The organism is Natrialba sp. SSL1 (assembly GCF_001861355.1).
Classification (GTDB): Archaea; Halobacteriota; Halobacteria; order Halobacteriales; family Natrialbaceae; genus Natrialba.
On the sequence record NZ_MASN01000030.1, the window covers coordinates 225,829 to 238,500 of the forward strand.

The window sequence follows — 12,672 nt, forward strand, 5'->3', positions numbered from 1 at the left end:
GTTCGGTTCCCGCAGTGTGCCACCACCCACACCTGTTGTCTGTGCCGCCGCCGTACTCGAGTACGATGGGCGTTGCTACAGCGTATCCACGTCGAGGATCATCACGACTTCTCCCTCGCCGAGCACCGAGGCCCCGCTGATTCCGGGTGCACCGCTCAGGACGCCTTCGAACGGCTTGATGACGACCTCTTCTTGCCCCATCACGTCGGAGCAGCGCAGACAGACCTGCCTGACGCTGTCTTTGATGCGAACGACCATGTCGTCCTCGTCGGGTTCGGTGTCGGGGACGTCGAGGCGGTCGCCAAGCGAGAGCAGCGGATACACGTCGCCGTCGTGGGTGACGGTCTGTCGGCCTTCGACGGATTCGATATCGACATCCTCGAACTCGGAGATTTCGTCGATGTTCTTGATCGGAACGCCGTAGGTCTCGTCGCCGACCGTCACGAACAGGACGCGGACGATTGCCACGCTGACGGGCAACATCAGCGTGATCTCGGTTCCCTCGTCGGGTTCGCTCTCGACGTTGATCGAGCCGTCGACGCCGCGGACGACCTGGTTGACCACGTCCATCCCGACGCCGCGGCCGCTGACCTCAGTCACCTCGTCGGTCGTCGAGAAGCCGGGGTGGAAGATGAGGTCGTACACCTCGGAGTCGTCGAGTAGCTTGACCTCTTCTTCAGCCATTACACCCTTCTCGACCGCCTTGGACCGAATCTTCTCGACGTCGAGGCCGCCACCGTCGTCTTTCACCGTCACGGAGACGCGGTCGCGTTCGCGCTCGCCGATGAGTTTGATCGTCCCCTCGCGGGACTTGCCCTTCCGCTCGCGCTCCTCGGGCGATTCGATCCCGTGGTCGACCGCGTTCCGGATGAGGTGCATCAGCGGGTCGCCCAGTTCGTTCAGGATCGAGCGATCCATCTCGATGTCGACACCCTCCATCTGGAAGTCGATCTCCTTGCCCTGATCGCGCGAGATGTCGCGGACGACCCGCGGGAAGTTGCCGACGATCTTCTTCAGCGGCACCAGCCGGATCTCGAGTACCGTATCCTGCAGACTGGCCGTGATCTTGCCGTGCTCCTCGAGTTCGTCTTCGGCTTCGACCAGTTCGTTGTCCTCGATGATCTTGCGGAGCTTGATCCGGCTCGTGACCATCTCTTCGACCTGGTTGTAGAGCTGGTCGACCTGTTCGACGTCGACACGGATCGACTCGACTTCCTTACTGCTGTGGGTGACGTTCGAACTGCTCCCTGCCGAATCGTCGGACTCGGCATCGGCGTCGTCCGAATCGTCTGCATCCGCCGTCACCGCGTCGATAATGTCGCCCGTTACGTCCGTGACGCTGGCACCCTCGACGTACCGGTTGTCGTCGAAGAACGCCTCGACGGCCTCGTTGTCTGCGTCGTCGCCCGTCGCCGTCACGTAGGCGTCGAAGACCGCATCGAACTCACCCGCCTCGATCGTCTCGTTCGTCGGCACCGTCCGCAGTAACTCGTACTCGTCACCGGCCGCATCGATGACGAACATCGCGTCGACCTGCGGCGAGCCACTGTCATCTAACTCGAGTGCCGCCCGGTAGACGGCGGTGTCGGACTCGAGTGCCTCGATGTCGACGTCGTCTGCGAGGTCTTCGAGCGGGACGTCGCGGTCGGTGTCGACGGCGTCGTCGCCAGTCGATTCGTCGGTCGTCCCTGCGGTCTCACCCGGCGCGGACTCGCCACCTTCGATCGACGCGCGGATCGCCTCGATCGTCTCCTCGGGGTCGGTGTTCGTCTCGCCGGTGTCCGAGATTTCCTCGACCATCTGGGCGAGGTGGTCGACGCCGTTGAAGATGAGGTCCATCCGTTCGGGGGTGACCTCGAGTTCGCCGTCGCGAATGCAGTCGAGCAGGTCTTCGATCGCGTGAGCGAGGTTGCTCGCCGTCGTATAGCCCATCACGCCGAAGTTCCCTTTCAGGTTGTGTGCGACGCGGAACACCGTCTCGATGGCGTCCGAACTCCCAGGGTCGTCCTCGAGGTCGAGCAGTGCGTTGTTCAACTTCTGGATGTCTTCCTGGCTCTCCTGGACGAAGGTGCTGGTCGCGTCGCTCACGCGGACCACCCCCGGAAGGCGTTGGTGATGCCCTCGGCGATGCGGTCCTTCGGGAGCACCATGTCGACGTCGACTTCCTCGGCTGCCACCTTCGGCATGCCGTAGACGCGCGAGGTCGCCTCATCCTGGACGAGCGCCTTCCCGCCGGCGTCTTTGATCGCGGCGAGGCCGGCTGCGCCGTCGGCACCCATCCCGGTCAGAATCACACCGGTGAGATTGCCGGTGACCGTTTCGGCTGCGGTTTCCATCGTTACGTCGATGGCGGGCCTGACGTTATGGCGTTTGGGGCCGTTGTCGTGAGAGACGGTCAGTTGCCCGTTCCGTTCGTTGGTCACTCGTAGGTGTGAGCCGCCCTTCGCCAGGACGCCCTCGCCAGGGCCGACGGTGTCTCCCTCTCGGGCCTGCCTGAAATCGTACGCCGTTCGTTCGTTGAGCCGTTTCGCGAATCGCTCTGTGTAATGATCTGCCATGTGTTGGACTACAAGTACGCGGAGGCCTGCCCGCTGTGGAAGCTCGGACAGCACTTGTTCGACGACCCGCGGGCCGCCGGTCGATGCACCGATGACGAGCGTCGGATCGCAGGGGAACTCGGAACTGACGCTGATCGTCCGGGACTGGTCCTCGCTGACCCGGCCCGTCTCCATCCCTGCAACGTCCGCTTCCGCGACCGCACGGACGCGGTCGACGATCGTCTCCTGCTGGGACCAGATGTTGACCGAGCCGTCGCCCGACGGCTTCGCCAGAAAGTCGACCGCACCGGCGTCCAGTGCGTCGAACGTCGCATCCGCGTTGCGCGTCGTCTGCGAGCTGATAACCAGCATCGGAATCGGGTTCTCGGCCATCACCTGTTCGATCACTTCGTGGCCCGTCAGTCCGGGCATCTGAATGTCGATCGTCGCCACGTCTGGATCGTGGCGCTCGATGAGTTCGACCGCCTCGACGCCGTCTTTGGCACGGGCGACGACGGTGATGCCACCATCCTCCAGAATCTTTCCGAGCGTCTCGCGCATCACCGCCGAGTCGTCTGCGATTACTGCATCGACCATCAGGTGTCCTCCCGCGACCCGGAGGTGTGGCCCGGTAGATTCGATTTCGATACTCGTCCGCTGGGCCGTCCGGAGTCAGCTCCGATGTCACACTCTTGCTCCCCAGTACGCTGTCCCAACGCGTTGAGCGCCCCCGCTTCGATTCGCCCCGCCCGACGAGCACCAAGACAATCCGTCGCGTCGCCGGCCTCGACGGCGTCGGCGCTCGATCCGTTCACTGCCATGGCACTGGTTTGTAATGATCCCCGCATAAAGCGTTCGGCCGGACCGGCCGTCGAGCGCCGCTCGATCCGACGAAAGCCACGCTCTCACCCCCACTGGCCGTGTGAGTTATGTAGGCAGAGTTGAAACGACTCACTCGAATGGCGGGAGCTGCTCGGCTGTGTGTGACAAATCAGAAAGGAGGCGTCGGCAAGACGACCGTCGCGATCAACCTCGCGGGTGCGCTGAACGAACTCGGACGTGACGTCCTCTTCGTCGATCTCGATCCGCAGGGGAACGCGACCGAAGGACTCGGCCTGCTCGAGGCCTACGACGCCGAACCGCCGTCGCTACTCGACGCGCTCGTCGAGCCGGCGGCTGTCGACTGTGACGAACTCGTCTCCACTCACCCGGAGATGGACGTCGTCACGAGCAACGTCGACATGAACGCCGCCGAGTCTACGCTCGTCCAGGAACCGGACGGCGAGACGCGACTCGACGCGCTCCTCGATCGACTCGAGACTGCAGGCGGGTACGACGTCACCGTCGTCGACTGCTCGCCCCACCTCGGTCTCCTGACCGACAACGCGCTGTACGCGACGGAGAACCTCGTAATTCCCGCGCTCGCCGAACCGACGAGCAAGCGGTCACTCGAGTTACTCTTCGATTACGTCGGGGCGCTGGAGATGGACCACGACGTGACGATCGAGCCGCAGGCGCTGGTGGCGAACCGGATCGAGAACACGCGAGCGGCGACGGAGATGCTCGAGTGGTTCGACGAGGCGCTGCCGGACGTGCCGCTGTATCGGATCCGAAAGCGTGTGGCGTTGCAGCGGGCGTTCGCGTCGGGGAAATCGGTGTTTGCGGTGGAGGAAGAGACGGATATGAGCGCGGTGTTCACGGAGATGGCCGAGCAGCTAGACGAGCAGTTGCCGAGACAGGAGATTCCAGCATGACTGACGACAGAGCACGTCGACTACGGGAGATGCGCAACCGTGCGGCTGGTGGAGCACGTGAGACAGCGGAGAGTGAGGAGACTGAAGAAACAGCGGTAACTGAGAAAACTGAGGAGACGGGGGAAACTGGAAAAACAGGGGCAACTGAGGAAACCGAGGAGACAACAGCGCAAGGCGAGGCGGACGAGACCGCGGCGGAAGCGCCGTCTGCGGACGACGACAGCGCAGATAGCGGTACCGAATCAGCAGGCGAACGCGACGGGCCAGCAACGAGCGGCGACGGGACCGCGGCTGACAGTGATGATGGTCACGTCGACAGCCAGCAGACGGTAGACGCTCCTTCCGAGGCAGAACAGGAATCGGACACGGCCGATTCGGAGACTGGTGCGGTGGAAACCGTCGAGCCCGCAGCTGCCGACGCGTCGGCAGAGACGGACGACGGCGATGTCTCGCTCTCGTTCAACGAGGGCGACTCGGTCTCCGACGCCGGGCCGAACGCCAACGCGGGCGGGCCGCTCGCCGCACTCGGCGGTGCCGTCGCCAGCCAGTCAACCGTCGCCGAACTCACGGGAACCGGCGCAGAACCGACCGTCGACGGCTCCGCGACGATGGCTGACGCCGAGGGGTACGGCGACGCGACCGCCGCGCGCAAGGACGCCATGTTCGAGCAGGGCAACACGCTGATCCACTCGACGCACGACGGCGAGTCGACGATCCAGATGCTCGAGTTCTACCTGAACGAGAACCGCTACGCCATCGAGATCGACCGGATCAGCGCCATCGTCGAGATGAAAGACATCACGCGCTTCCCGCGCGGCCCCACCGCAATCGACGGTGTGACGGACCTCCGCGGCGAGATCACGGGCGTCCTCGATCCGACGACGATGCTCGATGTCGAGCACAACGAACTGTCCGACGATCAGTACATCGTCGTCCTGGAACGCGGCGACGACAAACAGAAACTCGGCGTTCGCGTGACCGACGTTTCGCAGGCTGTGACGTATCACGATAGCCAGATCGACGAGACGGGCAGCGTCATGGACGCCGCCGGCGACCACCAACACGAGTGCGTTCGCGGCATCATCAAGAAGCAGGACGACGACGACCGGACGACGCTCGTCGCCTGGCTCGATATCGACGAACTCATCGCGAACATCGACTGAGACGGACTACTTGAAGTCAGTTCCGGCCCGACCGCGAGCCGTCCTGCGGTCGGATCGGCAAATCGGTACAGCAGACCGTATGACGCCTCGCTCGTCGATTCGGTCGTCTTCGTGCTCGGTTTGTTGGCCGATGCAATCGTCTTCGGTTTCGTTTTGCTGGCCGAGCCTGCGTAACCGTTCACCGAGAAACTGTTGCGTTCCGTACTGATCGCTGCATCCGTCCCGACTCTCAAACCACCGTATATGACTGTTGTGGCCGCCAAACCGCCCGCTTCTTCGAATCTGCAAAAACACTTATTTAGCTGACTCTCACTGTCACCACTATGCCCAGAACAGACGGCGGAGCGTCCCGTCTCGAGGCCGCTACCGACCCAACGGGAACCGGGTCGGCGTCGGTCACGGACGCGGACGTCGACGCCATTACGAACGCCGGCGTCGACCCCGCGAGCGTCGACCGCGCGAGCGACCTCGTGTCACTGGACGCCGACGACGAGGCCCGACTCGAGTCGCTCTCGGAACTCTTCGCCGACAATCGCACAGCCCTCGCCGCGGCATCCGCCGACGCCGCCTGCCGCGACCCTGCGGTTTCGAGTGCACTCACAGACCAGCGGGAGGCGAGCCAGGAGGAACTCGAGTCCGCCCAGGCTGCACTCGTCGACGCCGCGGCGAACGGGCGGGCCGACGCGGATGTGTTCGCAGCGCGGTTCGAGTCGCCGGCTGTCGGAACCCTTCTCGCGGCGGGTCCTGAAGCGTACATCGGCTCGTTCGGTGCGTACTACGAGGGCGCACTCGAGGCGATTGCTGCGGACGTGAAAGCAGAAGTTGGGGGCGAGGTCGAATCCGAGTTTGCAGCCGAACTCGAGTCCGATGCCGATACCGACGGCGAGACGGCGGACGATGTGGAGACGGCAGTAGACGACGCCGTCGAGACCGTCGTCGAACGGACCCTTTCGCTCCTGCGTCACAGTCTCGTCGATCAGCAGCTCGCGATGGAGACCTACGCCAGCGCACAGCACACACAGCGGGCGGCCGACAAGGAGCGGATCGCAGAGTACGAAGCACAGCTCCAAGACCAGCTCGAGACGAAGCGCAACCGTGAGGCCGTTGGCGACCGCATTCAGGAGACGCTTCGCGAGGTCGCAGATTCGACGGACGACGTGACCGACCGAACCGCAGAGATCACCGATCTCGCGGACGACCAGTCGGCGTCGATGAACGAGATCGCGAGCGAGGTGTCCGGGCTGTCGGCGACGGTCGAGGAGATCGCCTCGAACGCCGAGGAGGTTAGTGCGACCAGCGAGCGCGCCGAGGAGATCGCAAGCGACACCACGGAAACAGCGGAGGAAGCGATCGATCAGATCGAAGACGTCGAGGACGCAACCGACGAGGTAACCGAGGACGTCGAGGATCTGCGCGAGAGCGTCCAGAAGATCGACGAAATCGTCGACGTGATCAACGACATCGCCGACCAGACGAATTTGCTCGCGCTCAACGCCTCGATCGAGGCGGCGACGGCCGGCGAGGCCGGCGACGGCTTCGCGGTCGTCGCAAACGAGGTCAAGTCACTGGCCGAGGAATCCCAGGAGGAAGCCAAGAACATCGAGCGGATGATCGACCAGATCCAGGCAGATACCGAGGAGACGGTCGACAGTCTCGATACAGCAAACGAGGCGTCTCCACTGGTGTCGACCTGGTCGAAGACACAGTCGACAACTTAGAGCGAATCGAAGAATCCGTCCAGGAGGCGAGTACGGGCATCCAGGAGGTCGCGACCGCGACCGACGACCAAGCTGCGAGTACTGAGGAGGTCGCAAGCATGACCGACACTGCGATGGACAAATCCCAGCAGGTCGCCAACGGTCTCGAAGCCATCGAGCACCACGCCGAGACCGTCGACGAACTGGTCGACGATGTCGAGGGCGACGTTCGTCGTCTGTCGACGGACGACCACAGCTGAGGTGCGGCCTCTGCGGGTCACGACTTCGAACGCCGATTGCCGACTGCCGACTGCCGAACACCGATTGCCGAACACAACGCCGAACACCGAACTGCCATGGTATCCACGAATCAACCCAACGCAACACAATCGAACGCGACTGAAGAAACGAATACCAACGCCGACACCAACACAAACCCAAATACGAATACGAACACGAACACCAACGCCAACGCCACCAGCACAACCGCCAACGCCGACACCGACACCCCCGACGAACTCACCGTCCACGTACTTGAGTTCGACCTCGGTGAAAACCGCTACTGTGTCGACATCGGCTACGTCGCGGAGATCGTCAACACGGACGAACTGACCGCGATTCCGAACACTCCCGACCACGTCGAGGGCGTGATGGACCTCCGTGGCGAAACGACGAAGATCGTCAACCTGCGAACGATCTTTGGCGAGAACGACAGCGACGAACTCGGGAATCGAATCATCGTCTTCAAGCGAAAGCGCGATTCGACCGACCGGATCGGCTGGCTCGCAGACGAGGTACGCCAGGTACGCAAGATCGACGCGACAGCAGTCGACACCGCCGTTGACGGCGAGGGGATCGCTGGCATCGTTCGACAGGAAGACGAATTCGTGCTGTGGATTGATCCGACCGACGTTCGCGTTTAACGTTCGCTTCGGCCCAGAATACGATTCGCTGTGGGACTGGTTCGACACGGTGACTCGTTACGGTACGATATCACGGTTCCCTACGAGAACGCGTTTCGGTCGGTAGGCCAGCCCGGACTCGAGTACGATCGGCAAAGCGTCCACTGTTTTCTGCTACCACTCAGGTATCATACCCGATGAAACAGCTAACAGGCGGCTTGTTCTCCGTCGAAACATCGCCCTGCCAATAAGTATATGGATGACTCGACGGAACATCGAGACAATGCCGACTCACCAGACGGAGCGCCAGTCGCAGTTCAAAATCGACGAGAGCAACAGACGACAGGTCGATGGAGAATCACTCGCCGCACGGATCGGACTTGACCGTCGCGAAATCGAGTGGCGAAAAGAGTTCGTCGGCTTCGACAGCGCGGATGAAGACCGACTCGAGTCGATGGCACCGCTGTTCGAGGAGATTGCAGACGACCTCGTCGACGAGTTCTACGCCCATCTGCAGTCGAACACAGAGGCGACCGCTGTTCTCAATTCCTCGTCGAAAGCTGTCGACGCACTCGAGAAGACCCAGTACGAGTATCTACTCGATCTCGGGCGCGGCGAATACGGAACCGAGTACGCTGAGCGTCGTGCCAGAATTGGCAAAATCCACGATATGCTGGATATGGGGCCGAAGTTCTACCTCGGCGGCTATTCGATCTACTACGAAGGAATTCTGACGGCACTTGCTGAGGATGCGACGGACGAGCTTGCCGGTGAGACTGTTTCGGAGACACCTGCCACGGAGTCGTCTGCGTCTGCAGGCGAGGAACACACGCCAGACACGGCGCAGGACGAGCCACTCGTGCCGCTCTCGGAGGCCCAGGCGATGGTCGACGGCGTCGTCGAACAGTCGCTCTCCGTGCTCAAACTCCTGAACGTCGACCAGCAGATCGCGATGGATACCTACATCGACGCCTACGCCGATATCGAGGACGAACTCGAGCACCGACGCGAGGTCTCGAAGAACGTCCAGTCATCGGTCAGCGACCTTCGCGAGAGTTCGTCGGAGGTTTCGGAGCGCTCCGAGGAGATTAACGACCTGGCCGCGAAGCAGTCCAACGCGGTTGGCGAGATTTCGAGCGAGGTCGCCGGACTGTCGGCGACGGTCGAGGAGATCGCCTCGAACGCCGAGGAGGTCAGCGCGACCAGCGAGCGCGCCGAGGAGATCGCAAGCGACACCACGGAGACCGCCGAGGAAGCCATCGACAAGATGGAGGTCGTCGACGACGCTGCGGACGAGGTCACCGACGATGTCGAGGATCTGCGCGAGAGCGTCCAGAAGATCGACGAGATCGTCGACGTGATCAACGACATCGCCGACCAGACCAATCTCCTCGCGCTCAACGCCTCGATCGAGGCGGCGACGGCCGGCGAGGCCGGCGACGGCTTCGCAGTCGTCGCAAACGAGGTCAAGTCCCTGGCCGAGGAGTCCCAGGAGGAAGCCAAGAACATCGAGCGGATGATCGACCAGATCCAGGCAGATACCGAGGAGACGGTCGACAGCCTCGAGACGGCAAACGAGGAGATCGAAAGCGGTGTCGACCTGGTCGAGGAGACGGTCGACAACTTAGAGCGAATCGAAGAATCCGTCCAGGAGGCGAGTACGGGCATCCAGGAGGTCGCAACGGCAACCGACGACCAGGCTGCGAGTACTGAGGAGGTCGCAAGCATGGCCGACACCGCAATGGAACAGTCACACGAGGTCACAACCGAAATCGAGGCGATCGTCGACCAGAACGAGCAAGTCGAAGAGATCGTCGACAAGATCGAGTCCGAAGTCGCCCGACTCGCCGACGAGATGTCCTCGTCGTAGCTCACAGCAGTACGCTCGTCGCTCTCGAGTTCAAACTAACTACTGACACCGGTTCCGACACCAGTACCGGTTCCGACACCAGCACCGACACCGAAACCAGCAGCAGCACCCACAACCGTACCGCTCAGTCCGCAGACTGAACCGACCCAGTCGTGGCACCGTCAGTACTCGAACTCGAGTTCACCGCGGCTGTTGCGGGTCGATCGTCGGTGGCGTCTGCGAGTGCGTCCGTACTGCGGAGCACCAGTCCGCCGAAGCCGGCGAGCCAGACGATGTCGAGGTAGGTCGCGAGCGTCTGGCCGACGAAGGCGTCGGTGAACGCGAGGTTCTGTGCGGAGAGCATACCGGTTGCGAGCAGCCCGACGAAGACGAGGACGGTCAGGTTCCTGAGTCGACTGAACAGGAGCGTGCGCTCGCTGCTCACGGTCTGTGCCTGGCGTGCGAGCGGGCCGTACAGGGTAGCGCCCATTACGCCGACGCCGGCGACGATCGCGAGTGAGATGACGGTCCCGGCCGTGCCGCCGAGAATCCAGCTCCCCACAGTCGCCCAGAGACTCAGCAGAATCCCGCCGAGCAGGGCGAGTGTGTACCGCCGTTCGGCACCGGATATCAGCCCGATCACAGAGGCGACGGCACCCCAGGCGATCGAGTAGCCGAGGAACCGGGCGACAGACTCGTCGCGGCCGGTCGTCGAGACGGTGAGAACGCCCGCAGCCATCAGCAGGTACGTGACACACATCACGCCGGAGGCGGCGACGACCGCATACCCGAGACGCCGTGATCCGGCCTCGAGTCGGCGGACCCATAGCAGGAAGAGAGTCGTCATTGCTGCAAGAATCGTGCTCGTCAGTACGAAGGTTGTCGTGTGGTCAATCATTGTCGTGGTAGTAGTGTCGTAGTCGTGGTGTTTCGTGCTGTCGTAGTCGTAGTGTCGTCGCGGTATCGTCGTACCGTCGTCGTCGAATCGTCAGCAGCCATATACCGAGTGAGACGGTAGGAAAGCCACTCCAGAACCGCGATCGACGCCAGCGTTAGTCGTCTCCAACTCCCGCAGGGGCCGCCATCGCCGACTGGGCCTGCCGATCGATCGTAAACGTCTCCATCAACTCGTTCAGCCGCTGTGCCTGCTCGTCCAGATCGCCCGCCATCGTCGAGACGCTCTCCGTCGTCGCCGTCGTCTCCTCGGAGGCTGCTGCGACCTGCTCGGCCTGACTGCTCGTCTCCGCCGACACGCTCGTCACGTCGTCGACGATCGTCGCAAGCTCCTGTGCCGAACTCGCCTGGTCGTCCGCCGTCTGCGTAATCTCCTGAATACTCGCGTCCATCTGGTCCGCCTCGGAACTGATCGTCTCGAGTTGGGACTGCAGCTCGTCGACGCGCGTCGCCGTCGTCTTGATGTTCGAGTCGACCATCGTGATCTCCTCCGCCGTCGTCCCCGTCCGATCACGGATGGACTCGAGTGTCCCCTCGATTTCCTCGACGGCGTCCATGGTTTCCTCGGCGAGCGACTTGATCTCGTTCGCGACGACGGCGAAGCCGTCCCCGCTCTCGTCGGCGCGGGCGGCTTCGACGTTCGCGTTGAGCGCGAGTAGATTGGTCTGGTCGGCGATGTCGTCGATGAGCGAGATCACTTCGCCGATCTGGTCGGCCTCCTCGTTGAGTTCCTCGACCGTTTCGACGACGGTTTCGGTCGTCTCGACGAGCTGGTCGATGTTCTGTGCGGCGTCGGCTGCCGCATCCTGGCCGTCGTCTGCGAGCGTCGCCATCCCTTCGGACTGGGTTGCGATCTCGGAGGTCGTCGCTGCGACTTCCTCGGTGGCCGCCGAGAGGTCGCTGACCTCGCTGGCGGCGAGTTCGAGATCCTCGGTCTGGCTCGTCGCGCCGTCTGCGATCTCCTGGACCGACTCGGCGACTTCCTGGCTGGCTGCGCGGATCTGCTGGCTCGACCCCTGCAGGTCGCCGGACATCTCGTCGACCGTTTCGCTTGCGTCCTGCACTTCGGCGACGACGTCGCCAATCCGATCGAGCATCCGGTTGAACGACTCCGCAATCGCCCGCATCGCCTCGTCGTCCGTCTGCGGGTCGAGTCGTCGACTGAGGTCGCCGGCAGCACACTCGTCCATCACGTCCGAGAAGCGCTGGGCTTCGGCGACGAGTTCCTGATTCTGCTGTTCGGCCTGATGCTGGAGTTCCTGAATCCGCTCGCGTTCCTCCTCGAGCTGGGCGGCCTGCTCCTCGGCTTCCTGCTGGGCCGTCTCGGCGCGTTCCTGTTCGGCCTCGACCTCTTCGAGTGTCGTCTCGAGTGAGTCGCGCATCGCACCGACCGAGTCGTAGAGCTGGCCGATCTCGTCGACCCGATTGGTTTCGAGGTCGACGTCGAACGTCCCGTCGCCGATCTGCTCGGTTCGCTCGCCGAGCTGGCGCAGCGACAGGGCGACGTTTCCGCCGAGAACGATCCCGACGAGCCCGAGGTTGACCGAGAAAATAACGAGTAGGCCGGTCAGTCCGGCGATGGCGCGTTCCTGCAGTCCCTCGGTCGGGCCGTTGACGATGTGGAGTCCAAACAGGACACCGAACCCGATCGTCACGACGGCGACGAAACCGAGCGCACCGGCTATCTTGACACTGTACTGGCGGCGAATCCGTGCTGGTAGTAGTGAATCGAATTGCATCCCGTGGTCTCCCCTCTCGTACCGCTGGAGTCAGCGCATCTGATCAGTCAACACACTGACTCCCGCCTTGCAGTAGA

General features: G+C 62.9%; 9 protein-coding genes and 1 pseudogene. 5 read left to right on the plus strand and 5 right to left on the minus strand.

Annotation, left to right across the window (positions count from 1 at the left end):
- Nucleotides 1–75: 75 nt before the first annotated feature.
- The 3 genes from cheA to BBD46_RS22170 are packed head-to-tail and all read right to left on the minus strand — an operon-like array spanning nucleotide 76 to nucleotide 3,358.
- On the minus strand, nucleotides 76–2,097 hold the full coding sequence (gene cheA, locus BBD46_RS09175) for a chemotaxis protein CheA (protein ID WP_071401412.1): 2,022 nt from the start codon (nucleotides 2,095–2,097) through the stop codon (nucleotides 76–78).
- Entirely contained in the window at nucleotides 2,085–3,134 is a 1,050-nt protein-coding gene (gene cheB / locus BBD46_RS09180; protein ID WP_071401413.1) for a chemotaxis-specific protein-glutamate methyltransferase CheB, read from the minus strand. Before cheB ends, cheA begins: the two co-directional genes overlap by 13 nt.
- On the minus strand, nucleotides 3,134–3,358 hold the full coding sequence (locus BBD46_RS22170; RefSeq protein ID WP_139173555.1) for a hypothetical protein: 225 nt from the start codon (nucleotides 3,356–3,358) through the stop codon (nucleotides 3,134–3,136). The genes cheB and BBD46_RS22170 overlap by 1 nt, the downstream gene beginning before the upstream one ends.
- Before the next feature lie 138 nt (nucleotides 3,359–3,496).
- Between BBD46_RS22170 and BBD46_RS09185 the strand changes: the two genes are divergently transcribed.
- The 5 genes and pseudogenes from BBD46_RS09185 to BBD46_RS09205 all read left to right on the plus strand — a co-directional run bounded on the left by BBD46_RS09185 (nucleotide 3,497) and on the right by BBD46_RS09205 (nucleotide 9,923).
- Nucleotides 3,497–4,291, plus strand: coding sequence for a ParA family protein (locus BBD46_RS09185; protein WP_071401414.1), 795 nt, complete (start codon nucleotides 3,497–3,499; stop codon nucleotides 4,289–4,291).
- Complete coding sequence (locus BBD46_RS09190) at nucleotides 4,288–5,454, plus strand: chemotaxis protein CheW (RefSeq protein WP_071401415.1); 1,167 nt, start codon at nucleotides 4,288–4,290, stop codon at nucleotides 5,452–5,454. The genes BBD46_RS09185 and BBD46_RS09190 overlap by 4 nt, the downstream gene beginning before the upstream one ends.
- 323 nt (nucleotides 5,455–5,777) lie before the next feature.
- A pseudogene (locus BBD46_RS09195) lies at nucleotides 5,778–7,411 on the plus strand (methyl-accepting chemotaxis protein).
- A gap of 96 nt (nucleotides 7,412–7,507) precedes the next feature.
- On the plus strand, nucleotides 7,508–8,074 hold the full coding sequence (locus tag BBD46_RS09200; RefSeq protein ID WP_071401606.1) for a chemotaxis protein CheW: 567 nt from the start codon (nucleotides 7,508–7,510) through the stop codon (nucleotides 8,072–8,074).
- A gap of 262 nt (nucleotides 8,075–8,336) precedes the next feature.
- Nucleotides 8,337–9,923, plus strand: coding sequence for a globin-coupled sensor protein (locus BBD46_RS09205; RefSeq protein ID WP_071401607.1), 1,587 nt, complete (start codon nucleotides 8,337–8,339; stop codon nucleotides 9,921–9,923).
- A gap of 124 nt (nucleotides 9,924–10,047) precedes the next feature.
- Here the strand turns inward: BBD46_RS09205 and BBD46_RS09210 are convergent, their stop codons facing one another.
- The gene (locus BBD46_RS09210) at nucleotides 10,048–10,800 is read right to left on the minus strand and encodes a bacteriorhodopsin (RefSeq protein WP_071401416.1); all 753 of its coding nucleotides are present in this window, start codon (nucleotides 10,798–10,800) and stop codon (nucleotides 10,048–10,050) included.
- A gap of 154 nt (nucleotides 10,801–10,954) precedes the next feature.
- Nucleotides 10,955–12,595, minus strand: a complete 1,641-nt coding sequence (locus BBD46_RS09215; protein ID WP_071401417.1) for a methyl-accepting chemotaxis protein — start codon at nucleotides 12,593–12,595, stop codon at nucleotides 10,955–10,957.
- Between the last annotated feature and the right edge of the window lie 77 nt (nucleotides 12,596–12,672).

What these genes read in the sequence shown, in the direction of transcription:
- BBD46_RS22170 (WP_139173555.1), bottom strand. Translation starts at nt 3,358, where the DNA reads ATGGCAGTGAACGGATCGAGCGCCGACGCCGTCGAGGCCGGCGACGCG.
- BBD46_RS09185 (WP_071401414.1), top strand. Translation starts at nt 3,497, where the DNA reads ATGGCGGGAGCTGCTCGGCTGTGTGTGACAAATCAGAAAGGAGGCGTC.
- BBD46_RS09210 (WP_071401416.1), bottom strand. Translation starts at nt 10,800, where the DNA reads ATGATTGACCACACGACAACCTTCGTACTGACGAGCACGATTCTTGCA.
- cheB (WP_071401413.1), bottom strand. Translation starts at nt 3,134, where the DNA reads ATGGTCGATGCAGTAATCGCAGACGACTCGGCGGTGATGCGCGAGACG.
- BBD46_RS09215 (WP_071401417.1), bottom strand. Translation starts at nt 12,595, where the DNA reads ATGCAATTCGATTCACTACTACCAGCACGGATTCGCCGCCAGTACAGT.
- BBD46_RS09190 (WP_071401415.1), top strand. Translation starts at nt 4,288, where the DNA reads ATGACTGACGACAGAGCACGTCGACTACGGGAGATGCGCAACCGTGCG.
- BBD46_RS09205 (WP_071401607.1), top strand. Translation starts at nt 8,337, where the DNA reads ATGCCGACTCACCAGACGGAGCGCCAGTCGCAGTTCAAAATCGACGAG.
- BBD46_RS09200 (WP_071401606.1), top strand. Translation starts at nt 7,508, where the DNA reads ATGGTATCCACGAATCAACCCAACGCAACACAATCGAACGCGACTGAA.